The organism is bacterium (genome assembly GCA_036524115.1).
GTDB lineage: Bacteria > JAUVQV01 > JAUVQV01 > JAUVQV01 > DATDCY01 > DATDCY01.
The window spans coordinates 1-22,687 of record DATDCY010000243.1 but is presented as its reverse complement, the minus strand read 5'-3'; the positions used below and the strand labels follow the sequence as shown (position 1 = coordinate 22,687).

The 22,687-nt window shown below is 71.3% G+C and carries 21 protein-coding genes and 2 tRNA genes; 16 read left to right on the top strand and 7 right to left on the bottom strand.

Translation table 11 applies throughout. The features are described 5' to 3' along the window. Positions 1-79 precede the first annotated feature (79 nt). The 3 genes from VI078_11845 to VI078_11835 all read left to right on the top strand — a co-directional run bounded on the left by VI078_11845 (position 80) and on the right by VI078_11835 (position 1,126). Positions 80-156: transfer RNA gene (locus VI078_11845), tRNA-Pro, on the top strand. Positions 157-234: 78 nt separating this feature from the next. Next, positions 235-750 (top strand): adenine phosphoribosyltransferase, encoded by a 516-nt coding sequence (locus VI078_11840; GenBank protein ID HEY5999973.1) that lies wholly within the window; start codon positions 235-237, stop codon positions 748-750. Between the two features lie 299 nt (positions 751-1,049). Then, a tRNA-Arg gene (locus VI078_11835) sits at positions 1,050-1,126 on the top strand. A gap of 341 nt (positions 1,127-1,467) precedes the next feature. Here VI078_11835 and VI078_11830 read toward each other — a convergent pair. Further along, the gene (locus VI078_11830) at positions 1,468-1,818 is read right to left on the bottom strand and encodes a hypothetical protein (protein HEY5999972.1); all 351 of its coding nucleotides are present in this window, start codon (positions 1,816-1,818) and stop codon (positions 1,468-1,470) included. Positions 1,819-2,030: 212 nt separating this feature from the next. On the opposite strand from VI078_11830, the gene VI078_11825 reads away from it, so the two are divergent. The 10 genes from VI078_11825 to VI078_11780 all read left to right on the top strand — a co-directional run bounded on the left by VI078_11825 (position 2,031) and on the right by VI078_11780 (position 11,694). Next, on the top strand, positions 2,031-2,693 hold the full coding sequence (locus VI078_11825; protein HEY5999971.1) for a histidinol phosphate phosphatase domain-containing protein: 663 nt from the start codon (positions 2,031-2,033) through the stop codon (positions 2,691-2,693). Positions 2,694-2,707: 14 nt separating this feature from the next. After that, entirely contained in the window at positions 2,708-3,406 is a 699-nt protein-coding gene (locus VI078_11820) for a tetratricopeptide repeat protein (protein HEY5999970.1), read from the top strand. Next, positions 3,403-5,172: an indolepyruvate ferredoxin oxidoreductase subunit alpha gene (iorA, locus tag VI078_11815; protein HEY5999969.1), complete on the top strand. Its 1,770-nt coding sequence runs from the start codon at positions 3,403-3,405 to the stop codon at positions 5,170-5,172. The genes VI078_11820 and iorA overlap by 4 nt, the downstream gene beginning before the upstream one ends. Further along, the gene (locus VI078_11810; protein HEY5999968.1) at positions 5,169-5,765 is read left to right on the top strand and encodes an indolepyruvate oxidoreductase subunit beta; all 597 of its coding nucleotides are present in this window, start codon (positions 5,169-5,171) and stop codon (positions 5,763-5,765) included. Before iorA ends, VI078_11810 begins: the two co-directional genes overlap by 4 nt. Before the next feature lie 107 nt (positions 5,766-5,872). Further along, entirely contained in the window at positions 5,873-7,162 is a 1,290-nt protein-coding gene (locus tag VI078_11805; GenBank protein HEY5999967.1) for a phenylacetate--CoA ligase, read from the top strand. Positions 7,163-7,221: 59 nt separating this feature from the next. Then, on the top strand, positions 7,222-7,653 hold the full coding sequence (locus VI078_11800) for an ACT domain-containing protein (GenBank protein HEY5999966.1): 432 nt from the start codon (positions 7,222-7,224) through the stop codon (positions 7,651-7,653). A gap of 73 nt (positions 7,654-7,726) precedes the next feature. Beyond that, the gene (locus VI078_11795) at positions 7,727-8,881 is read left to right on the top strand and encodes an ABC transporter substrate-binding protein (GenBank protein ID HEY5999965.1); all 1,155 of its coding nucleotides are present in this window, start codon (positions 7,727-7,729) and stop codon (positions 8,879-8,881) included. A gap of 60 nt (positions 8,882-8,941) precedes the next feature. Then, positions 8,942-9,832 (top strand): branched-chain amino acid ABC transporter permease, encoded by an 891-nt coding sequence (locus tag VI078_11790; protein HEY5999964.1) that lies wholly within the window; start codon positions 8,942-8,944, stop codon positions 9,830-9,832. 1 nt (position 9,833) lies between these two features. Further along, on the top strand, positions 9,834-10,919 hold the full coding sequence (locus tag VI078_11785; GenBank protein ID HEY5999963.1) for a branched-chain amino acid ABC transporter permease: 1,086 nt from the start codon (positions 9,834-9,836) through the stop codon (positions 10,917-10,919). Beyond that, positions 10,903-11,694 (top strand): ABC transporter ATP-binding protein, encoded by a 792-nt coding sequence (locus tag VI078_11780; protein HEY5999962.1) that lies wholly within the window; start codon positions 10,903-10,905, stop codon positions 11,692-11,694. The genes VI078_11785 and VI078_11780 overlap by 17 nt, the downstream gene beginning before the upstream one ends. Positions 11,695-11,713: 19 nt before the next feature. Here VI078_11780 and VI078_11775 read toward each other — a convergent pair whose 3' ends face one another. Beyond that, a complete protein-coding gene (locus VI078_11775) occupies positions 11,714-12,235 on the bottom strand; it encodes a hypothetical protein (protein HEY5999961.1) in 522 nt (173 codons plus the stop codon). A 422-nt stretch (positions 12,236-12,657) separates the two neighbouring features. Here VI078_11775 and VI078_11770 point away from each other — a divergent pair, with 422 nt between their 5' ends. Genes VI078_11770 through VI078_11760 form a run of 3 tightly spaced genes read left to right on the top strand, consistent with a single transcriptional unit; the run spans position 12,658 to position 16,972 of the window. Then, entirely contained in the window at positions 12,658-13,398 is a 741-nt protein-coding gene (locus VI078_11770; protein ID HEY5999960.1) for an ABC transporter ATP-binding protein, read from the top strand. Between the two features lie 40 nt (positions 13,399-13,438). After that, positions 13,439-14,734, top strand: a complete 1,296-nt coding sequence (locus VI078_11765) for a phenylacetate--CoA ligase (protein HEY5999959.1) — start codon at positions 13,439-13,441, stop codon at positions 14,732-14,734. Between the two features lie 39 nt (positions 14,735-14,773). After that, positions 14,774-16,972: a glycoside hydrolase gene (locus VI078_11760; GenBank protein ID HEY5999958.1), complete on the top strand. Its 2,199-nt coding sequence runs from the start codon at positions 14,774-14,776 to the stop codon at positions 16,970-16,972. A gap of 225 nt (positions 16,973-17,197) precedes the next feature. Here VI078_11760 and VI078_11755 read toward each other — a convergent pair whose 3' ends face one another. The 5 genes from VI078_11755 to VI078_11735 all read right to left on the bottom strand — a co-directional run. Then, entirely contained in the window at positions 17,198-18,553 is a 1,356-nt protein-coding gene (locus tag VI078_11755) for an NAD(P)/FAD-dependent oxidoreductase (protein ID HEY5999957.1), read from the bottom strand. A 130-nt stretch (positions 18,554-18,683) separates the two neighbouring features. Then, a complete protein-coding gene (locus VI078_11750) occupies positions 18,684-19,340 on the bottom strand; it encodes a DUF502 domain-containing protein (protein ID HEY5999956.1) in 657 nt (218 codons plus the stop codon). Further along, positions 19,337-20,092 carry a DNA repair protein RecO gene (recO, locus tag VI078_11745; protein HEY5999955.1) on the bottom strand — a complete coding sequence of 252 codons (756 nt, stop codon included), beginning with the start codon at positions 20,090-20,092 and terminating at the stop codon, positions 19,337-19,339. The genes VI078_11750 and recO overlap by 4 nt, the downstream gene beginning before the upstream one ends. Before the next feature lie 12 nt (positions 20,093-20,104). After that, a complete protein-coding gene (gene era, locus VI078_11740; protein ID HEY5999954.1) occupies positions 20,105-21,055 on the bottom strand; it encodes a GTPase Era in 951 nt (316 codons plus the stop codon). Next, on the bottom strand, positions 21,052-22,687 hold a 1,636-nt coding region (locus VI078_11735), incomplete at its 5' end, for an adenylate/guanylate cyclase domain-containing protein (GenBank protein ID HEY5999953.1). The genes era and VI078_11735, both read right to left, overlap by 4 nt.

Sequence of the window (22,687 nt, the reverse complement as noted above, 5' to 3'; positions counted from 1 at the left end):
GTGTCGCGGGCAGTTGAAATATTCCGCCGGATGCTGCATCATCTGCGTCCGTCGTGCCAGGGACTTGTGGGCAGGATGTCGGGACGTAGCGCAGCCTGGTAGCGCACCTGCTTCGGGAGCAGGGAGTCGGAGGTTCAAATCCTCTCGTCCCGACCACTCTTCACAGCGGGCCGCGGCCGCAGCGGACAGCGACGGGCCGCCGTCGCGGGCGGCGTCGGCAGGGGGGCAGCGGACGTGGTCGACCAGCTCAAGCGCCTCGTGCGGGACATCCAGGACTTCCCGAAGCCCGGCATCCTCTTCAAGGACCTCACGCCGCTGCTGCGCGACCCGGCCGGCTTCGGCAAGGCGGTCGACATGCTCGCCTCGCGCTACGTGGGCAAGCGCGTCGATTGCGTCGTCGGCGTGGAGGCCCGGGGCTTCGTGATCGGCGCGGCGCTCGCGTACCGGCTGGGCGCGGGGGTCATCCTCATCCGCAAGCCGGGCAAGCTCCCGTACAAGACGCACAAGACGATCTACGAGCTGGAGTACGGCACCGACGCGCTGGAGATCCACCAGGACGCGATCACCGCCGGGCAGCGCGTGGTCATCGCCGACGACCTGCTGGCCACGGGCGGGACGGTGAACGCGGCGGTCAAGCTCGTCGAGCAGCAGGGCGGGGACATCGTCGAGTGCGCCTTCCTCGTGGAGCTGCTCTTCCTCAACGGCCGCGAGAAGCTGAAGCATCCGGCGTACTCGCTGATTCAGTACTAAAGGCGGGAGCGAGGCCGGAACCGGATTAGAGGCGACGCAGGCTCGAGCCGAGACAAGGAGCGCGACGAAGCGAACGCCGAGACGTACTGGAGTACGTCGCAGGCGGGCGCGAGGAGCGCAACGCAGTCGCAGGCCGAGACCGCGCCGCCGGGAACGAACAGGAGCATGGAGGCGACGCGATAACGAGCCGAGACAAGGCGCACGACAAGCGGGCGCTGAGGCGTACTGGGCGTACGCCGCAAGCGAACGCGAGGAGTGCAACGCAGTCGCAGGCCGTTAGCGCGCCGCCGTCACGGCAGGCCCCCGTAGCTCAGGTGGATAGAGCGGCAGATTCCTAATCTGTAGGCCGCGCGTTCGAGTCGCGCCGGGGGCACCAACCAAAGGCGTTCAGATGTGCCTCAGTCATGGATCCCCACAATCGGCACGCCCCGATTGCTCATCCCCGGGGGGCTTGCCATCTTCCCAGATGAACCTATATTGCAGGTAGGACCGACGGTCAGCCGGGGTGTGGCGTCTCCCCCTCGGCGGAGGCCATCGGCCCCCGGGTGTTGCGTCAGCCGGACCGCGGGCTTTGTCCCGCCCCCATGACGCGGCACCCATCCCACCCCCCGCCGCTCTTCGGCGGGGGCCTATTTTTTCGTCACCTCGAGTGCGTCCAGAGGCACAACCCTTGGCGAGCGCGTCGGGCGCACCACGCGCCGAAGGGGCCGCGTCAGATCACGGCAGGTTGGCCGACTTCGTCGCCTCCCAGCAGCCGGGGCCGTCGCCGCCGGTGAAGGTCCCCGACATGGTCCTGTCGCCGGCGATCGTCCCGGCCAGGACATAGCCGTTGCTCATCCGGACCCTGATGTCGTCGCCGTCCACGGCCCACCTGCCCGTGTGCGTGGTGGAGTCGCGGAAGCCGCCACCCTCGAAGAAACGGAAAGTCAGGCGGTGGTAGTTGCCGTCGCACCGATAGGCGAGGCCCGCATTCCAGACGCCCACGGGGTCGCCGTTGTGATCGCCGCCGCACGCCGCCACGCCAACGAGCGCCAGCACCGCCAGAATGAACAGAGCGATTCGCTTCATCGTAGAGCCCTCCAGCCGCAAGAGACAGACCCGCCCGCATCGCTTCCCCTGCGGCGGGGGAAGGAATGTGGCGTGACGGGCATCCTAGCAACCGGGTGCGCTGGCGCACAAGTGACCTGCGTCACACTCGCGACGGAAAATTCCTGCGGTTGCCGATGGTTGCCCGGTTCGTGTAGAATGCCGCGTCTTTGAAAGGAGTCGTGATTCAGGCGATGATCGATCTGCACACCCACACGCTTTTCTCTGACGGCGAGCTGGTGCCCGCCGAGCTGGCGCGCCGCGCCGAGCGGCTCGGCTACCGCTGGCTGGCCATCACGGACCACGTCGACAGCTCGACGCTGGAGCACGCGGTGCGCGGAGCGGTCGCGGCGGCGGCGGAGGTCTCGCGCTACTGGAAGATCCGCGTCCTCCCCGGCGCCGAGCTGACGCACAACCCGCCCGAGCTCATCCCGGAGCTGATCCGCGAGGCGCGGCGCATGGGCGCCCGCGTGGTCGTCGTCCACGGCGAGACGCTGGTCGAGCCGGTCCCCGAGGGCACGAACACCATGGCGATCGCCGGCGGCTGCGACATCCTCGCACACCCCGGCCTGATCACGGCGCGCGAGGCGCGGCAGGCGGCGCGCCGCGCCGTGGCCCTCGAGCTTTCGGCGCGCAAGGGCCATTGCCTCGCCAACGGCCACGTCGCACGCCTCGCCGCGGCGGCCGGGGCCACCCTCGTCGTCAACTCCGACACACACAGCCCGGGTGACCTCATCACCCGGGAACATGCCGCGCGCGTGGCGCGCGGCGCCGGCCTCGCCGAACGGGCGGTCGCCGCCATCTTCCGGGACGCCGAGCGCCTCGCCGCGAGGCTCGCCGCCGGTACACCAGCCTGACAGGAGGACGTTCCGTGGCACAACAGCAATCGCGCAAGCAGCTCCTGAAGGAGCCCGACGAGTTCCTCAGCGCCTCGCAGCACATCTGGACGTGGGTCACCGAGCACCGCTCCCGCGCCGGGGCGATCGCGGGCGCGGCCGTCGGCGTGCTCCTGCTCGCGGTCGTGACGAAGGCGCTCATCGAGCGCTCCCGGGTGAAGCGGGACGAGGCGGTCTCCACGGCCGTCGCCCGCCTCGGCCAGGTGACGACGGGCGCGCCGCCGGCCGATCTGGTCAGCGAGTTCGGCCAGTTGGCGAAGAAGTACGACAGCGCCCCCGCGGGGCAGGTGGCGCGCTATCTCGAGGCCGGGGCGCTCGGCGCCGGCGGCGACGCGGACAAGGCGAGGCAGGCGTATGAGCAGGTGCGCGGCAAGAGCGCCAAGGGTGATCTGGGGTCGCTCGCCGGCGTTGCGCTCGCCTACCTCGAGCTGTCGCAGGGGCGCGACGACGCGGCGCTCACGGCCTTCCAGGCCCTGCTCGAGGACAAGGAGTCGGTGCTGCCGCGCGCGCAGATCATGATGGAGATCGCCGGCATCGAGGAGAAGCGCGGCAAGAGCGCCGCGGCGCTGGAGGCGTACCGCGACGTGCTCGCCAAGTACCCCGACGGCTCCTGGGCCGCGGACGCGAAGACGCGCGTGCAGGCGCTCTCGGGCAAGGGCACGCCGGCGTCGTGACGACGGTCGCGCTGCTCTCGGGCAACGAGGCCATCGCCCGCGGCGCGTGGGAGGCGGGGGTCGACTTCGCCACCGGATACGCGGGGACGCCGAGCACCGAGATCCTCGAGGTGCTCGCCACGCTCCCGGGGCCGCGGTGCCAGTGGTCCGTCAACGAGAAGGTGGCCCTCGAGGTCGGCGCCGGCGCGTCGTGGGCCGGCGCACGCGTGCTGGTGACGATGAAGCACGTGGGCGTCAACGTCGCCGCCGACCCGCTCTTCACGCTCTCGTACACCGGCGTGCGCGGCGGGCTCGTGCTGGTCACGGCCGACGACCCGCAGCAGTTCTCCAGCCAGAACGAGCAGGACAACCGCAACTACGCGCGCTTCGCCAAGGTCCCGATGCTCGAGCCTGCCGACAGCCAGGAGGCGCGCGACTTCACGCTGCGCGCCTTCGCCCTGAGCGAGGAGCACGACACCCCCGTCATGCTGCGCACCGTGACGCGGCTCTCGCACGCGAAAGGGCGCGTCTCCTTCGGGGAGCGCGTGGCGTCGCCCGTCGAGAAGCGGTTCGTGCGCGAGCCGGAGAAGCTCGTGATGGTCCCGGCGCACGGCATCCGGCGCCACCGCGTGGTCGAGGAGCGCACGAGGCGGCTCGCCGAACTGGCGGAGACGACCGACCTGACGCGCGAGATCGCCGGCGAGGAGGGCCAGCCGGGGATCATCGCGGCGGGCGTCGCCTACCAGTACGCCCGCGAGGCCTTCCCGAAGGCCAGCTTCCTGAAGCTCGGCATGACCTGGCCGCTGCCGCGCCGGCGCATCGAGGCCTTCGCGGCGCGCCACCGGCGGGTGATCGTCGTCGAGGAGCTGGACCCGTTCATCGAGGAGCAGGTGCGCTCCTGGGGGATCGCGGTCGAGGGCGCGGCGGCGCGCTCGCTCGTCGGCGAACTCAACCCGACGCTCGTGGCCGAGGCGTGGGGCGGCGAATCGTCGCCGGCGCTGGCCGCGTGCCCGGCGGACCTCCCGGGCCGGCCCCCGGTGCTCTGCCCGGGCTGCCCGCATCGCGGCATCTTCTCGCTGCTCAAGGCGCGGCGGGTCGTCGTCTCGGGCGACATCGGCTGCTACACGCTCGCGGCGCTCCCGCCCCTGGCGGCGCTCGACACCTGCCTCTGCATGGGCGCGAGCCTCGGCGTGGCGCACGGCGTGGAGCGCGCGCTCCCGCCCTCCGAGCGCCGGCAGGTGGTCGCGGTGATCGGGGACTCGACGTTCTTCCACTCGGGGCTGACCCCGCTGGTGGACCTCGTCTACAACCGCGCGCACACGCTGACGATCGTTCTCGACAATCGCACCACCGCGATGACCGGCCGCCAGCAGCACCCGGGGACCGGGCGCACGCTGGCGGGGGAGACGACGCCGGAGATCTCGATCGCGGCGCTCGGGCGCGCCATGGGAATCCCGGATGTGGTCGAGACGGACGCCTATGACCTGCCGGGGCTCGCCGGGGCCCTCGACCGGCTGCTGGCCGCGCCGGGACCGGCGCTGCTGGTCAACCGCGGCCCCTGCGTGCTGCTGACGCGCAAGCCGCACGGCGCGGTGCTGCGCGTGGACGAGACCAAGTGCGACGGCTGCCGCCGCTGCATCGTCGTCGCCTGCCCGGCGCTCTCGCTCACGGGCGAGGGTCGCGAGGCGCGCGCCGTCGTCGACGCGGCGCTGTGCACCGGCTGCGGGGTCTGCGCCGCCCACTGCGACCGCGCCGCCTTCGTCGCGGCGGGGGAGGGCGGGCGATGAGCGCCGTGACGAGCGTGCTGCTTGCCGGCGTGGGCGGGCAGGGGGTGCTCCTGGCGAGCGAGGTGCTGGCGGAGGCGGCCGCCCTCGCGGGCAGCGACGTCAAGAAGAGCGAGGTCCACGGCATGGCGCAGCGCGGCGGCAGCGTCGTCTCGCACCTGCGCTTCGGCCCCGTCGTGCACTCGCCGCTCATCCCGCGCGGCGGGGCGGACTACCTCGTCTCCTTCGAGCGCCTCGAGACGCTGCGGTACCTCGAGTACCTCCACCGCGACAGCGTGGTGCTCGTCAACACCCAGGAGATCCTCCCGCTGCCGGTGAGCGTGGGCAAGGCCCGCTACCCCGCGGACGTCGAGGAGCGCCTGCGCGCGACGGGCGCGCGCTGCGTCTTCATCGACGGCCACGGGCTGGCGCTGGCCGCGGGCAACGCCAAGGCCGTGAACGCCGTCATCCTCGGCGCGCTCTCGTCGATCCTGCGCTTCGCCCCGGACGTGTGGGCGGAGGCGCTGCGCCGGCAGGTGCCGGCGCGCGTGCTCGACGTGAACCTCAAGGCGTTCGCCCTCGGCGCGGGCGCCGCCGCGGCGGGCCCGGTTCGTTGACACGGTCGCCAGCGGTGGCTAAACTCCGAATATTCAGCTCGGGAATGTCCGCGGCCGCCGCGTGCGGGGTGCGATCGGTCAGCCCGGGCCACACGGGAGGCTGACGGATGCACCAGAACGACGCCCTTGACCGCTCCTCGCTCCAGCGCCTCCAGGTCGAGCGCCTGCGCGAGACCGTGCGCCGCGTGATCGCGAACGTCCCCTTCTACCGCGAGCGCTTCCGCGCCGCCGGCATCGGCGCCGACGACATCCGCAGCATCGAGGACGTGCGCCGGCTGCCCTTCACGACCAAGCAGGACCTGCGGGACCACTACCCCTTCGGCCTCTTCGCGGTGCCGATGGCGGACGTCGCGCGCATCCACGCCTCCTCGGGGACGACCGGCAAGATGACGGTCGTCGGCTACACGCGGCACGATCTCGACGCGTGGGCCGAGGTCTGCTCGCGCTCGCTGGGGTGCGCGGGCGTGCACCGCGGCGACATCGTCCACAACGCCTACGGCTACGGGCTCTTCACGGGCGGGCTCGGGGTCCACTACGGCGCCGAGAAGCACGGGGTCACGGTGATCCCGATCTCCGGCGGGAACACCAAGCGCCAGGTCATGATCCTGCAGGACTTCGGCGGCACCGTCCTGACCTGCACGCCGTCGTACGCGCTGAACCTGGCCGAGGTGATCCAGGAGCTGGGCGTCGACCCGGCGTCGCTCAAGCTGCGCGTCGGCATCTTCGGCGCGGAGCCCTGGTCGGAGGCCATGCGCAAGGAGATCGAGAAGAAGCTGCACCTGGACGCCCTCGACATCTACGGGCTCTCCGAGGTCATGGGGCCGGGCGTGGCGATGGAGTGCCTCGCGAAGAACGGTCCCCACGTCTTCGAGGACCACTTCCTCGCCGAGGTCATCGACCCCGACACCGGCGAGGTGCTGCCGGCGGGCGCCCGCGGCGAGCTGGTCTTCACGTCGCTGACCAAGGAGGCCTTCCCCGTCATCCGCTACCGCACGCGCGACATCACCAGCCTGGACACGGCGCCGTGCAGCTGCGGGCGCACGCTGGCCCGGATGGTGCGGGTCACCGGCCGCACCGACGACATGCTTATCATCCGCGGCGTCAACGTCTTCCCGTCCCAGATCGAGAGCATCCTCGTGGGGCTCCCCGGCGTCGAGCCCCACTACCAGCTCATCGTCGACCGCGTGAACCAGATGGACACCCTCGAGGTGCAGGTCGAGGTGACGGAGGGCACCTTCAGCGACGAGGTCAAGAAGCTCGAGGGCCTGGCGCGGCGCATCGAGAATGACGTCAAGGACTACTGCGGGGTCACCTGCAAGGTCAAGCTCGTCGAGCCCAAGTCGATCCAGCGGAGCGAGGGCAAGGCGAAGCGCGTGATCGACAAGCGGAAGATGTAGGGCGCGGGGACGGACGCACCCCCCGTCTTTCGCCCACACGTCCCTGGGAGGCACGCACCATGAAGGTCGAGCAGATTTCGGTATTCCTCGAGAACAAGTCGGGGCGCCTGTCCGAGGTCACCCGCATCCTCGGCGGCGGCGGCATCAACCTGCGCGCGCTGACGCTCGCGGACACCACCGACTTCGGCATCCTGCGCCTCATCGTCAACGACAACCGCCGCGCGGTCGAGCTGCTCAAGGCCAACGGCTTCACGGTGGGGACGACCGAGGTCGTCGCCGTCGAGATCCCCGACCGCCCGAACGGGCTGGCGGACATCCTCGACCTGCTCGGCGCCGCGGGTATCAACGTCGAGTACATGTACGCGTTCGTCGAGCGGCACGCCGACAACGCGGTGGTCATCTTCCGCTTCGACGAGCCGGAGAAGGCGATCGCCGCGCTCCAGAAGGCCGGGGTCTCGATCCTCCCCGGCGAGAAGGTGTACGCGCTGTAGAAACGCCGTGCGGTCCCGCGGCGGCGGCAGGCGCCTCCGGGGGGCGGCGGGGACAACGACGCAGGAGGGAAGCATGCGCACGCTCTCACGGATGTTGGTGCTGGCAGTCTGCCTGGTGCTGGCCGCCGCCGGGGCCGCCGCGGCGGCGGACACGATCAAGGTCGGCGCGATCCTCGCGGTCACCGGCCCGGCCGCCTTCCTCGGCGCGCCCGAGGCCAAGACGCTCGAGATGCTCGCCGCCGAGACCAACGCGGCCGGCGGGATCAAGGGCATGAAGGTCGAGCTCCTGATCAAGGACTCGGGCGGCGACGCCGAGAAGGCCCTCTCGCTGGCCAAGCAGCTGGTCGAGGAGGAGAAGGTCTTCGCCGTGCTCGGTCCCTCGACGAGCGGCGAGTCGATGAAGATCAAGCAGTACCTGGAGGACAACGCCACGCTGCTGATCTCCTGCGCCGCGGCGGAGGCCATCACGACGCCGGTGCTCAAGTGGGTCTTCAAGACCCCGCAGAACGACGCGAACGCGGTTCGCTGGATCTTCGCCGACCTCAAGAAGAAGGGCCTGACCAAGGTCGGCGTGCTCAACAGCAACACCGGCTTCGGCAAGGCCGGCCGCGGGCAGCTCGAGAAGCTGGCGCCCGAGTTCGGCATCGAGATCGTGATCGCCGAGGAGTACGACAAGGCGGCTGTCGACCTCGACGACGTCGTCACGAAGCTCAAGGCCAAGGACGTCCAGGCCGTCGTCAACTGGTCGATCGAGCCGGCGCAGTCCAAGGTCCCGGTGAGCGTGCGCAAGCTCGGCTGGAACGTGCCGGTCTACCAGAGCCACGGCTTCGGCAACATCAAGTATGCCGAGGCCTGCGGCGTGGCATCCAACGGCGTTCTCTTCCCGGCGGGCCGCCTGCTCGTGGCGGATGTGTTGCCCGACGCCAACCCCCAGAAGGCGCTGCTGGTCAAGTACAAGAAGGACTATGAGGCCTTTGCGAAGGAGGCGGCGAGCACCTTCGGCGGCCACGCCTACGACGCGTACACGCTGCTGGCCAAGGCGATCGAGGTCGGGGGCGCGGACAAGGAGAACGCGCGCACGGCGCTGGAGAACCTCAAGGGCTTCATTGGCACTGCGGGCATCTTCAACTTCTCCCCGACGGACCACAACGGCCTCGGCATGGACGCCTTCGAGATGCTGACCGTCGACGCCAACGGGAAAGACTGCAAGTTCGTGCTGGCCAAGTAATATCGCTCGTCTCATCCGGAGCCCGGGGCCGCGGCGGCGGCCCCGGGCCGGACGGCGTCCGTGAGCCCTGAGATCCTGCTGCAGTTCTGCGTGGCCGGCGTGACCTACGGCGTCGTCTACGGCGTCGTCGCCATCGGCTTCACGATCATCTACAACACCACGGGCATCATCAACTTCGCGCAGGGGGAGTTCCTCATGCTCGGCGCGATGACCGCGGTCAGCCTGCACCGGCACCTGCCGCTGCCGCTGGCGATCGCGGGCGCGGTCGCGGCCACCATGGCCGTCGGCGCCCTCATCGAGGTGCTCTTCATCCGCTGGCTGCACCGCCCCTCGGTGCTGCGGATGATCATGATCACCATCGGCGTCTCGATCCTCGTCCGCGAGGCCGCGCTCCACGTCTGGGACGAGAAGTCGCACGCCCTGCCGCACTTCACGGGCGACGCGGTGAGCGCGCTCGCGCTCGGCGGCGCCAAGATCTCGCCGCAGGCGCTCTGGGTCGTCGGCGTCTGCGGGGTGATGGTCCTGGCGCTCAGCGCCTTCTTCCGGGCGACGCGCCTCGGGCGCCAGATGCGCGCCTGCGCGCTGAACCGCGACGCCGCGCGCCTCTGCGGCATCAACGCCCGCAACATGGTCACCTTCTCCTTCGTGCTCAGCGCGGGGATGGGGGCGCTCGCGGGATGCGTCGTCTCCCCGATCACCTACGTGCAGTACGACAGCGGCACGGGGCTGGCGATCAAGGGTTTCACGGCGGCGATCCTCGGCGGCCTCGGCAGCACGGCCGGCGCGGCGGCGGGCGGCCTGGTCCTCGGCCTGCTCGAGTCGTTCAGCGTCTGGGCGCTGCCCGCGGCCTACAAGGACGCAGTGGCGATCGCCATCATGCTCGGGGTTCTCTTCGTCCGGCCCAGCGGCATCCTCGGCAGCGCCGAGGCGGCGCGGCTGCGCGAGCACTAGCGTGGCCGGGCGCTGGCGCGGTGCGGGTTTCGCGGCGGGCCTCGCCGCCGCGGTGATCGCGGTGCAGCTGGCCGCGAGCGCAGCGCACAAGGTCTTCTACCTGACGCAGCTGACCATGGCGGCGTACTCGCTGCTCGTGGTGCTGGGCCTCGCGCTGCTCATGGGCTTCGCCGGGCAGGCCTCCATGGGCCAGGCGGGGTTCTTCGCGATCGGCGGCTACGTGGCCGCGTTCCTGACGACGCATGACCTCACGCCCCTGCGCGGGCGGGCGCTGCCCGCGGCGCTCGAGACGCTGCACCTGCTCCAGTCGCGCCCGGACGCCTACGGCGGCACGCTCCTCCACGTCGACCCGCGCGCGGCTCTCGTCGCCGCGGTCGCCGCCGCGGCGCTGACCGCCTGGCTCGTCGCCGGGCCGGTGTTCCGGCTGCGGGGGCACTACCTGGCGATGGCGACGCTCGGCTTCGGCATCATCGTCCACCGCATCTTCCTCGGCAGCCCGCACTTCGGCGGCGCCGACGGCATCTCGGACGTGCCGGCACTGCCGCTCGTGGGGGGCTTCGCGGTCACCGGACGCGCCGCGGCGCGGGTGGCGAACTACTACGTCGCCTGGGGCATCGTGCTGGCGACGCTCTGGATGCTCTCGAACCTCATCGAGGCGCGCGTCGGCCGGGCGTTGCGCGCGATCCACGGCTCGGAGAACGCGGCGGCGGCCGTCGGCGTGCCCATCGCCGCCTACAAGACCCGGACCTTCGTGCTCGCGGCGGCGCTGGCGGCGCTCGGCGGCGTGCTGCTCACGCACTACAACGGCGGGATCGGGCCTTCGGAGGCCTCCGTGATGAAGTCCGTCCGCTACGTCGCGATCGTGGCGGTGGGCGGGATGGCCAACCTGCGCGGCGCGGTGGTCATGGGCACGCTCCTGACCTTCCTGAGCCTGCGCGGCTACTTCGGCTCGCTGGACGACCTGGTCTTCGGCGGCATCCTGCTGGCGATGATGCTCTTCGCGCCCGAGGGCGTCGTCGGGGTCGGGGTGTGGCGCGGCGTGCGGCGGCTCCTGGCGCGCCGGAGGGACCATGGAAGCGCTGCTTGAGGTGCGCGGGCTGGGCCGGCGCTTCGGCGGGCTGCAGGCCGTCGGCGACCTCTCGTTCACGGTGCCGCCCGGGGTGATCAAGGCGGTCATCGGCCCCAACGGCGCCGGCAAGACCACCGTCTTCAACCTCGTCTCGGGCTACGCGAGGCCCGACGCCGGCTCGGTGCGCTTCTGCGGCGCGGAGGTCACGGGGCTGCCGCCGCACGAGATGGCCGCGCGGGGCATGGCGCGCACCTTCCAGCAGATCCAGCTGGTGCCGGGCATGAGCGTGCTCGAGAACGTGCTCACCGGCAGGCACCGGCACACGCGCGCCGGCTTCGTGGCGGGCATGCTGCGCACGCCGGGATCGGTGCGGGAGGGGAGGGCGGCACGCGAGCGTTGCCGCGGGATCCTGGCCTTTCTGGGCCTCGCCGACCTCGCCGCGGAGGAAGCCGTGAGCCTCGCCTACGGGCAGCAGCGTCTCGTGGAGCTGGCCCGGGCGCTCGCGTGCGAGCCGGCGCTGCTGTTGCTCGACGAGCCGGCCGCGGGCCTGAACATGCGCGAGACCGAGGAGCTCGCGGAGACGATCGGGCGCATCAACGCGGGCGGCCTGACGGTGCTGCTGGTGGAGCACGACATGGGGCTGGTCATGAACATCTCGCACGAGATCCTGGTGCTGGGGGCCGGGAGACGCGTGGCCGAGGGCAACCCGCGCGCGATCCAGCGCGACCCCGACGTCATCCGCATCTACCTCGGCGAGGAGGACGCCGGCGGCGGACAGGAGCAGGCGTCGTGAGCGGCCGGCCTACTGCGTCCTACTGCGTCGCGGACACCGCCTCCTGGAACAGGCTCAGGCCGAGAAGCTGCTCTGCCAGGATGGAGGTGTTCACCCGGACCGTGCCTTCCGCGAGCCGCCTGCCGATGCCGGGGTTCATGAACGAGTCCCACATCTCCGTCGAGTACTCGGCGGAGATCGTCTTCTGGAAGATCTCCTTCGCGCACTTGGTGTCGACGAGCGTGTAGCGCACGCGCGCGGTCGCCGCGAAGCCCGCGGTGGCCTGATCGAGGACCTCGAGCACGGCACTGAGCGCAAACCGCCCCTCGCCCCGCGCTCGCTCGAGCAGACCGACCTTGTCCAGGGCACGCGTGAGAGCACGCCGGAACTCGTCGTTGCCGAGTTCCAGCTTCCAGAAGACGTTGCTCTGGTCGCCTCCCGAGACCTGCGTGATGCCCACGTTGTCGCGCAGCGGCACGTCGCCGACCTCCGCGCGCCCCACGACGGCGGAACCCAGAAGAAGGAACACGGCGAGGACCCCGCACAACGTCTTCCCACTCATGTTCGCCCTCCTTTCCTGCGATGACGGAAGAGCCAGCCAGACATACCGGGACGACGCCGGAGAATCTCGGACGAGATCCACGCGTGCCATCACTGCTCCCCCCTACCCGGGAGAAAATGTACTCCCTTTTCACGATGGAAGCAATTGTTGCGCCATAGTGACACAACGGCTTAACTGACTGTTTCTACGATGTTCTGTTGGAAAGACCCCCAGGATGCCCTGGGAAATATGTCAACGATCTTTACATTCGGGGTCGATCCGGTGGTTCAGCGTACCGCGGGACGAATGTCACGGGGCGCGCGCGCGCTCCGCGATTGTGGTACAACGTTCGTGACATCCACAGCCGCGCGAGTGGCGGCCGGAAGGTCCTCGGAGTGGAGGAGGGGAGGGTCGCCAGGCGTGCGAGCGGCGGCTGCGCCAGGGTGCTGAAGGTACGCAATCTCGAGGCGGGCTACGGTCCGATCAGGGTCCTCAGGCAGGTCTCGCTGCACGTCTCCGCCGGCGAGATCGTGACACTCATCGGCGCCAACGGCGCGGGCAAGAGCACGCTGCTTCGCGCGCTCGCGGGCCTGCTCGATCCGCAGGGCGGCGAGGTGCTCCTCGACGGCGGGTCGATCCGCGGCCTTCCCGCCGAGCGGGTCGTCGACCGCGGCATCGCGCTGGTCCCGGAAGGACGCCAGGTGTTCGGCGCCATGACCGTGCGCGAGAACCTCCTGCTCGGCGGGTACGTCGCGGCCCGCCGCGGCCGCGGGCGGGGCGAGGGCACGGCGGCGCTCGAGCGCGTGTACGGGCTCTTTCCCGTGCTGCGGGAGCGCAACACCCAGCTGGCGGGGACGCTCTCGGGGGGAGAGCAGCAGATGCTGGCGATGGGCCGCGCCCTCATGACCGACCCGCGGCTGCTGATGATGGACGAGCCGTCGATGGGCCTGGCGCCGCTGGTCGTGCGCGACATCTTCAAGGCGGTCTCGCGGCTGCGCGAGGAGGGACGGACGGTGCTGCTCGTGGAGCAGAACGCGCGCGCCGCGCTGCGGGTCGCCGACCGCGGGTACGTGATCGAGAACGGGCGCCTCGTCCTCGAGGGCGAGTCCGGCTTCCTGCTGAGCGACCGGGAGGTGCAGCGCGCCTACCTCGGCAAGGGCTACCAGGAAGTATGGGAACGCTGATCGCGGAACGGGTATACTTACGGAGCCGCACGGAGGAGCCATGACCATCTGGGATCCCCGCAACGAGACGATGCCGCGCGAGGACATCGAGCAGCTCCAGCTCGAGCGCCTCCAGACCACCCTGCACCGCGTGCAGCGGAGCGTCGCCTTCTACCGGCGCCGCTTCGCCGACTGCGGCTTCGACCCCGACGCCCTCCGCACGCTCGAGGACCTGCGCCGGCTGCCGTTCACGACGCGCGCCGAGCTGGCGGAGCACCACCCGTACGGTCTCTTCGCCGTGCCGCTGCGGGAGGTGGTGCGCCTGCATGCCTCGACATCCGCGGAGGGACGCCCCGTCGTCGTCGGACACACCGCGCGCGACATCCGCACCTGGGGCGAGCTGGCGGCGCGCGTGCTCACCGCGGGGGGCGTCACGCGCGACGACGTCGTGCAGATCGCCTTCGACTACGGGATCTTCCCGGACGGCTTCGGCTTCCACTATGGCGCCGAGCGCGTCGGGGCCTCCGTCATCCCGACCTCGGCCGCGCGGACGGCGCACCAGGTCGGCATCATGCGCGACTACCGCTGCACCGTGCTCCTGGCGCCCCCGTCGGTGGCGCGGGCGTTGGCCGCGCACCTCGCGGCCGAGGGCGGCGACCCCCGGGGGCTGTTCCTGCGCGTGGGCATCTTCTGCTCGGAGCCGTGGGACGAAAAGGTCCGCGAGGAGCTCGAGGCGGGGCTGGCGATCCGCGCCGCCGACGCCTACGCCGTCGGCGAGGCGATGGGGCCCGGGGTCGCCGGCGAGTGCGAGCACCGCACCGGCCTGCACCTGCAGGAGGACCACTTCTTCGCCGAGGTGATCGAGCCGGCCACCGGCCGGCCCCTGCCGCCGGGCAGCCGCGGCGAGCTCGTGCTGACGACGCTCACCCGTGAGGCCTTCCCCCTCATCCGCTATCGCACCGGCGACCTCACCAGTCTGGAGTACGCCGCGTGCGCCTGCGGGCGGACGCTGGCGCGCATGGCGCGGCTGGCGGGGCGCACCGACGACATGATCAGCCTGCGCGGCGTGCACTTCTACCCGGCGCAGATTGGGGCGATCCTCGCCTCGCTCGCCGGCGCGGTGCCCCGCTTCGTGATCGCGCTGCAGCGCGAGGAGGGCCAGGAGCGCGTCGAGGTGCGCGTCGAGGTCTCGGGCCAGAACTTCTTCGACGAGATGCGGCGGCAGAGCCACCTGGTGGAGGCGGCCAGCCGGCGCATCCGCGACGAGATCGGGATCCCCGCGCACGTCCGCCTCGTCGAGCCGCGCTCGGTCGGGGGCGAGGGTGCGGGCGCAGTGCGCGTGGTCGATGAGCGCTGAGGCGCCGGGGCCGGCGGGGCGGCGGGGCGGGGGCAGGCGGTGAGCGCTCCGCTCGAGGTGGCCGTCCTCTGGCACATGCACCAGCCCGACTACCGCGACCGGCGGAAGGGGCAGGCCGTCCTGCCCTGGGTGCGGCTGCACGCGGTCAAGGACTACTACCCGATGGCCGCGCTGGTCGACGAGTTCCCCGGGGTGCGGCTCACGTTCAACTACGTCCCGTCGCTCCTGGACCAGCTCCGCGACTACCTGAGCGGCCGCACGCCCGACGAGCACCTGCTCGCCTCCACGGTGCGGGCAGCCGACCTCGACGCGGAGACCCAGGTCTTCCTGCTGCGCAACTTCTTCATGGCGAACCACGAGACGATGATCCGGCCGCTCCCGCGGTATCTCGAGCTGCTCGAGAAGCGGGGCCCCTCGGGCGAGCACCGGCACCTGGCGGGGGCGCGGCGGGCGTTTAGCCCGCGCGACTTCCTCGACCTGCAGGTGCTCTTCAACCTGGCGTGGTTCGGACCGTACTTCCTCGCCACGGACCCGCTCTGCCGCGAGCTGGTGGCCAAGGGCGCGTCGTTCACGGAGGCCGAGAAGGCCGCGCTGCTCGAGCGGCAACGCGAGATCGCGGGCAAGGTCGTCCCCCTGCTCAGGCGGCTCGCCGGGGAAGGGCGGATCGAGATCTCGACGACCCCTTACTACCACCCGATCCTGCCGCTGCTGATCGACACGGACTGCGCGCGCGTGGCCATGCCGGACGTCGTCCTGCCGCGCATGGCGTTCCGCCACCCTGAGGATGCGCTCGCCCAGGTGCGCAAGGCGATCGACTACCACGAGACGCTCTTCGGAAGCCGGCCCGCGGGGATCTGGCCGTCGGAGGGGAGTGTCAGCCCGGCCGTCCTGCGCATGTTCGAGGAGGAGGGGTTGCGCTGGACGGCGACCGACGAGAACATCCTGTTCCGCTCGCTCGGGCTGCAGCTCAACCAGGATTTCTACCGCTCCGGCGTGCGCGAGGACGTCCTCTACCAGGCCTTCCGGGTGGAGGGCGGCTCCGCGGCGGTGTTCTTTCGCGACCATGTTCTCTCGGATCTCATCGGGTTCTCGTACAGCCGCTGGGACCCCGGGGATGCCGTCGCCGACTTCGTGCGCCGGCTCAAGGGGATCGCCGCGCGCGAGGGCGGCCCGCGCGGGCACCGGGTCGTGCCGGTGATCCTCGATGGCGAGAACGCCTGGGAGTACTACCCGGACGGCGGGCTGGAGTTCATCCGCGGCCTTTACCGGCACCTCGAGAGCGACCCGGAGCTGCGCAGCACGACCTTCAGCGGGCACCTCGACCGCCACCCGGAGACGGGCAGGATGCGGGAGATCTTCTCCGGCTCGTGGATCAACGGCAACTTCGCCATCTGGATCGGGCACCGCGAGGACCTCCGTGCCTGGGATCTGCTGGCGGAGACGCGCGAGGCGCTCGTCAGCGCGCAGGCGGCGGGCGGCGTGGCGCCCGAGCGGCTCGTCGAGGCCTGGGAAGAGCTGTACATGGCGGAGGGCAGCGACTGGTGCTGGTGGTACGGCGACGACCACACCTCGGGCAACGACGAGGTGTTCGACGAGTTGTACCGGCGCCACCTGGTGAACGTCTACGAGCTGATCGGGGCCAAGCCGCCCGAGTCGCTGCTGCGCAGCATCCTCGAGACCTCCGGCGGGTCCGGCCCGCCTCCCGAGGAGGTCACCTCGCTGATCACGCCGCGCATCGACGGCCTGGTCAGCAGCTACTTCGAGTGGCTGGGAGCGGCGGTCCACGAAGTGCACCGGCGCGGCCAGACCATGCACCGCGCGGACGTGCCCGTCTCGCACTTCTCCTACGGGATCAACACGGAGCGGCTCTTCCTGCGCGTCGACTTCCGGGTGGGCTACCAGGACCCGCGACTCGCGGGAGACGAGCTCGTCGTCCATGTGTCCCGGCCGCGGCCGATGCGCCTCGTCGTGCCGATGGCCCAGGGCGGCGCCGGGGTCTCGATCGTCGACGAGGTGGACGGCTCGCGGCACGCGCTGCCCCCCGGCACCGCGGCCATCGCCGAGATCCTGGAGGTGGGCGTCCCCTGGTTCGAGCTCAAGGCATCGCTCGGCGAGCAGGTCAGCTTCCACCTCTCGCTCGAGAAGAACGGGAGTGTTCTCACGTCATGGCCGATGAGCGGGGCGTTTTCGGTGGTCGTCCCTGGCGCCGACTTCGAGCGGCGCATGTGGTCGGTCTGAGGTCGGTCCCGATTTCGTTCTGCTGAGCGCCCCGAAGGTCGTTCCTGGCCTGTCGGTTCTCCCTTTGACAACGTCCGATAAGATATATTATGTAAAGTACTTGGTCGCAAAGATAGCCGTTTCATCCCCGGCGAGCACGCAATCAACAGGCTGTAGAGAAAGATTTCCAACAGCAGCCATATATTAATCTATAACGTCACGTTACGATGTGCATCCAATTGTTATTCAATCGTATGTCGCTATCGCATATAGATCGCCAATCAGCTCCGAAATGCTCGGGTGCGCAAACGTGAAGCCCCTCATGTCCGACACGGTCAGCCGCTGGTGCACTGCGAGCGCGATCATGTGGATCAGATCGGAGGCATGGGGTCCGACGATCGTCCCCCCGAGAAGCACGCCGCTGCCTCGCTCGGCGACGACCTTGATGAACCCCTCGGTCGTCCTGTCGATCCGCGCCTTCACGCTCTCCATGAGCGGCACGCCTGTGGACACCGCCCGGAGCCCGGCCGCCTCCGCGGCGGCCGTGGTCGTCAGGCCAACCGCGGCGACCTCCGGCGTCGTGTAGGTGGCCCAGGGAATCGACCGGTACGGGACCTCCCTGGCGTCGGCGCCGCAAGCGCGGCGTGCCGCCTGTGCCCCCATGAAGGAAGCCGCGTGCGCAAGGAGCATGCGCCCGGTGACGTCGCCCGCGCCGAAGATGTGCGGCTGGGACGTCCGCAGCGCGTCGTCGACGACCATCTGGCCGCGGGGGCCGGTCGCGATCCCGGCGGCCTCGCAGCCGAGCCCCGCCGTGCCGAGCGTCCGCCCGATCCCGACGAGGACCACCGGCGCCTCGACCGCCTCGCCCGAGCCCAGGAGCACGGCGGCCCCGTCGCCCCGCCTCTCGATGCCGACCACCGGGGACCCCACGCGGATCCCGACCCCCAGCCGTTCGTAGACCCGGCGAAGCACGCCGTCCACGTCCGGGTCTTCCAGCGGGAACAGCCGGCCCGCGGCCTCGATCAGCGTGACCTTCACACCGAGCCTGGCGAAGAGGAATGCGAATTCCGCGCCGACCGCGCCGCTGCCGATCACGGCCATGGCCGGCGGCAACGTCGCCAGGTCCAGGGCGTCGTCGCTGGTGATCACCACGCGCCCGTCCGCCGGTGCGGCGGCCAGCTGCGCCGGCTGCGACCCCGTGGCCACGATGAAGGCCTCGCCGTCGATGCGGCTGGACTGACCGCCGGCGTCCACGACCTCGACCTCGCTCGGCCCGACGAACCGCGCCCGCCCCCGCACGATCCGGATTCCCCGCGAGGCGCACGTCGTCTCGATCGACTTCGCAAGCCCCCTCGCCAGCGCGGTCTTGTGGGCGACGAGCCGTCCCCAGTCGTCCTGGGGCGGCGCTGACAATTTACTTGAAGCGTACGCCTCGCTTCTCGAGAGGAGGAATTTCGTCGGGATGCAACCGCGGTTCGTGCACGTGCCGCCCATCGCGTCGCGCTCGACGACCACGATCTCCGAGGCGCCGGCATCGACCGCCGCAAGCGCCGCCGCGTTGCCTGCCGGGCCGCCGCCGATGATCACAAGTTTCTTTACCATGAGCCTCCGCCCCCGCTCTCCGCCACGCCGTGCCGCCGTTCGCGGCCGACCGGACGAAGAAGCTGTAAGTCCTGTGAAATCAGTTTGTTTCCTGATCTCCCGTGAGGTTCCGTCACGGTGAGACCGAATCTCACGGCTCCCGGCCGGTGCCCTGGGCCTCGAGAAGCCCGCCGCTCATGATGAGTCTGAAGGCCTGCTCCGGCGTGAGGTCGGTATCGACCACCGCCGCGGCGGCCGCGAAGAAGAAATGGCCCGTCGCCGCGTTCGGGGAGTTCGGCAGGAAGACGTGAAGGAGCTTCTCAGGGTTTCCATCGCAACCGGTGATCTCCCTCTCCCCGGTCACGAAGCCGACACGGTACAGCCCCTCCCCCGCCGGGTAGCGCACCAGCACCACCCGGTGGTAGCTCGCCGAGTCGACCGAGACGATCTGCCTGAGCACCTGCTGGCTCGATCCGTAGAGGCCCCGCACGAAGGGGATGCGCCCGAGCAGCCGCTCGAACGAGGTGACGAAGGAGCGGCCGATGAGGTTCGTGCTCAGCGTGCCCACGAGCATGATCACCACGAGCGTGAGGAAGACGCCCAGCCCCGGGATCGGGAAGCCGAGGTAGGCCTCCGGCCGATACGCCTCCGGCAGGATCGCGAGGACCCGGTCGATGCGGCGCACGATGGCCGCCAGCACGAACCACGTCAGCCAGAGCGGGACGATGACCAGCAGGCCCGTGATGAAGTTGCGCTTCGTGCGCTCCCGGAGGCTGCGCCGGGCGGGGGCGCCGTCGCCGGCGATCACACCGCCTCCACGCGCTCGATCGCCGCCCCGCAGCGCGGCCGTGCGCCCGTGCACGCCTCGACGAAGGTGTCGAGCGCCCGCGAGGCCTCGCGCTCCACGGCCTCGGGCACGCGCAGCCGCTGCAGCCGCGCCTCCGGGAGCGAGGCCGCCCGCTGCAGGAAGCCGAGCGCGGCGGCGCCAAGGGAAAGGCAGCGGCGCCGCTCCCGGGCGAGGCAGTCGCGGCAGACGATGCCCCCGGCGTCGGGCGCGAACTGGCCGCCGCGCCTCGGGTCGGCCGGCCCGCCGCAGACGGCGCAGGCGCTCAGGGACGGGGTGAACCCGGCGAGGGCGAGCAGGCGCAGCGAAGCCGCGATCCGCGTGATCCCGGGTCGCGGCGCGTCCTCCAGCCTGTTGAGGAACCGCACGAGCAGGTCGAAGACCTCAGCCTGCGGCTCCCCTTCGGTGAGCGTGGCGTTCACCAGTTCGAGGAACGCCAGCGCCTGCAGCGTGCGGCCGAGGTCCGCCCGGATGCCGGGCCAGACCCGCTGCGGGACGAACGAGTGCAGCCGGGCGCGCCCGCCTTCCCCGGGAAGCAGGAAGACCAGCTCGCCGCCCTGCAGCGGATCGAGGTACACCGTGCCCGGGGAACGCTGCGCCGGGCGCCGGGCGAACAGCCGCACGCCCCCGTGCGAGCGGGTGACGAAGGTCAGGAGGCGGTCGCGGTTGCAGGCCGCCACCGCGGTGAGCACAGCCGACCCCGCGATCAGCTCCACCGCACCCTCCCCTCAGCCGCGGTCGAAACCGAACTCCCGCAGCGCGCGCTCGTCCTTCGTCCAGTTGCGCCGCACCTTGACCCAGAGGCCGAGGTAGACGGGCGCGCCCGTCAGCTCCTCGATCGCCCGGCGCGCGCCCTCCCCGATGCGGCGCAGGCCGCCGCCCCCCTCGCCGATGATGATACCCTTTTGCGAATCGCGCTCCACGTAGATCGTCGCGCGGATGCGGTAGCGGTGCCGCGGCTCCATCTCCTCGGCGACGTCCTCGATGACCACCGCCGCGCTGTAGGGCAGCTCCTGGTGCAGCGCGTGGAAGATCTGCTCGCGGATGATCTCGGCGAAGAACTCGCGCTCCGGCTGGTCGCTGAGCAGGTCCTCGGGGTGGAGCGGCTCGCCGACGGGCAGCGCCGCGAGCACCGCGCGCAGCAGCTCGTCGATGTTGCGCCCCGTGCGCGCCGAGACCCCCACGACGTCCGCCCACGTGCCGCTCGTCCGCTCGGCTTCCACGAGCCGTCGCGCCGCGGCAGGCTCCAGCAGATCGATCTTGTTCACCGCCAGCACCGCCGGCAGCCGCGACTCGCCCGCCAGCTCCCGCAGGAGGGACTCCTCCGCCGGATGCCGGGGAGCCTCGGGGTCGGTCATGGCCAGGATCGCGTCCGCCCCGCTCAAGCCCGCCCGGGCCTCGCGCAGGAGGCTGCGGTTGATCGCCCGCTCGGCGGCATGCAGGCCCGGCGTGTCCACGATGACCGCCTGCCCGCCGGGCGCGTTCACGATGCCTCGCACCCGCCGGCTGGTCGTCTGCGGCTTGTGCGAGACGATCGCCAGCTTCTGCCCGAGCAGCCGGTTGAGCAGCGTCGACTTCCCGACGTTGGTGCGGCCGAGGCAGGCGACGACGCCGCTGTGCGTTTCCCGCGGCACCCCGCCGCCTCCGCCGCGCTGTCGCCCGCCGCCGGCCACGCTCACGCTCCAGCCGCCTGCGGCGCCGCGGCGACGAGCCCGTAGACCGGGACCTTCGCCTCCAGGCCCCGGAAGCGCGCCTCGCCCGCGTAGCCGACGTGGACCCACAGGCACAGCTCCGGGTCGTACCAGCGCGTCCCCTCGACGCCCTCCTCGCTGAAGGCTTCCCCGGCGACGACCGGCTCGAGCGCGGCCAGGAGCGCGCCGCTGACGGCGATGCCGTGGTTCACGAGGGTGCCGGCGCCGTCCACCGCCACGTCGCCCACGCACCGCGCCCCCGGCTGGCCGGCCACGCGCGCGGGGTCGCCCGTGGATGCGGAGAGCCGGCCTGCCACATTCACCTGCCGACCGATGTAGGTGGTCTGCACCTCCCGCTCGTCGCGGAAGAAGCGCGCGACGGAGACCCGCCCGCAGTGCAGGCTGATGCCCATGCGGAAGGTGGTGCGCCCCTGCACCCGCATGCGGCCGAGGACCTGCTGGAGCGCAACCGCGCTGCGCACGGCGGCGAGCGCCGCTTCCGCCGCGCTTCCCCGGCCCGCGAACGTCGCCATGAAGCCGTCCCCGAGATAGGCATCGACGCTGCCGCCGAAGCGGCGCACGATCAGCGCGGCGGGGTCGAAGATCTCGTACAGCTCGCGCGCCAGCTCGGTCTCGGAAACCGGCCCCTCCGCCCTCCGCGTGAAGCCGCGGATGTCGGCGAAGAGGACCGTCACCGTGCGGACCGTGCTCTGCACCGGCGACGGGAAGCCGAAGCGCACGAGCCCTCCCTCGAGGAACAGCTCGCGGGTCTCCGGGTTGTCGAGCCCGCGGCTCGTGTGGCTGAGCGCGCGGCGGAGCAACCAGATCGCCTCGGCCCGGCGCAGGCACCGCGTCACGTCGCCGAACGCCTCGAGCAGGTCCCCGAACGACCGTCCCTCGCCGACCTCGCGCCGCAGCACGGCGCTGCGCTGCAGGGCTGCCGCCGCGCCATCCAGGTCGCGCAGGAGCGCGTCGCGCACCGGTTCGGCCAGGAGAAAGCGGTCCCACGCCGCGGCCGGATCGTCGGGGCCGGGCAACGCGGCCCCGCCCGCCGCCGCGTCGAGCGCCTGCGCCAGCCCGCGCTCGCCCGCGCTCAGCGCCCGCGCCAGTTCCTTCCGCAACACGTCGCTGATCTCGACGAAGCCCGCCGCCTGGATGCGGAAGCGGGGGTTCGCCGCGATCAGCGCCCGTCCCGGGTCGAAGGCGCGCGGGTCGCTCTCGGTGAGAGCGAGCTGGTCGTCGAAGATCGCGGCGACGAGGGCGTCGCTCTCACCCTCCCCCGTCCGGAAGTCGTGGACGAGGCGCTGGGAGCGGCTCGCCGCCGGCCGCGCGCGCTCCTCGCCGCGGCGCAGCAGGCCGCTGACGAGCGGGTGCAGCTGGTAGCGCACCTGCTGCGGCGTCCCCGCCCCCGCGCAGCAGCGGTCGATCTCCGCGGCGATCTCGCCGCTGTGCGCCAGCCAGAAGAGGTTCGCCAGTCCCTGGCGCCGGTCCGCGGCGTGCACTTCCCGCAGGCACTCGGCGAGCCGCTCGAGGTACTCCCGCTCGGCGGTCTCGAGCGCCGCCGCCGCTCCCGCCCCCCCGCCCATCGCGCCGATGCTCCGCACCGCGGCGCCGAGCCAG

What these genes read in the sequence shown, in the direction of transcription:
- VI078_11775 (HEY5999961.1), bottom strand. Translation starts at nt 12,235, where the DNA reads ATGAGTGGGAAGACGTTGTGCGGGGTCCTCGCCGTGTTCCTTCTTCTG.
- VI078_11765 (HEY5999959.1), top strand. Translation starts at nt 13,439, where the DNA reads ATGACCATCTGGGATCCCCGCAACGAGACGATGCCGCGCGAGGACATC.
- VI078_11810 (HEY5999968.1), top strand. Translation starts at nt 5,169, where the DNA reads ATGAGCGCCGTGACGAGCGTGCTGCTTGCCGGCGTGGGCGGGCAGGGG.
- VI078_11805 (HEY5999967.1), top strand. Translation starts at nt 5,873, where the DNA reads ATGCACCAGAACGACGCCCTTGACCGCTCCTCGCTCCAGCGCCTCCAG.
- VI078_11825 (HEY5999971.1), top strand. Translation starts at nt 2,031, where the DNA reads ATGATCGATCTGCACACCCACACGCTTTTCTCTGACGGCGAGCTGGTG.
- VI078_11800 (HEY5999966.1), top strand. Translation starts at nt 7,222, where the DNA reads ATGAAGGTCGAGCAGATTTCGGTATTCCTCGAGAACAAGTCGGGGCGC.
- VI078_11755 (HEY5999957.1), bottom strand. Translation starts at nt 18,553, where the DNA reads ATGGTAAAGAAACTTGTGATCATCGGCGGCGGCCCGGCAGGCAACGCG.
- VI078_11830 (HEY5999972.1), bottom strand. Translation starts at nt 1,818, where the DNA reads ATGAAGCGAATCGCTCTGTTCATTCTGGCGGTGCTGGCGCTCGTTGGC.
- VI078_11795 (HEY5999965.1), top strand. Translation starts at nt 7,727, where the DNA reads ATGCGCACGCTCTCACGGATGTTGGTGCTGGCAGTCTGCCTGGTGCTG.
- VI078_11780 (HEY5999962.1), top strand. Translation starts at nt 10,903, where the DNA reads ATGGAAGCGCTGCTTGAGGTGCGCGGGCTGGGCCGGCGCTTCGGCGGG.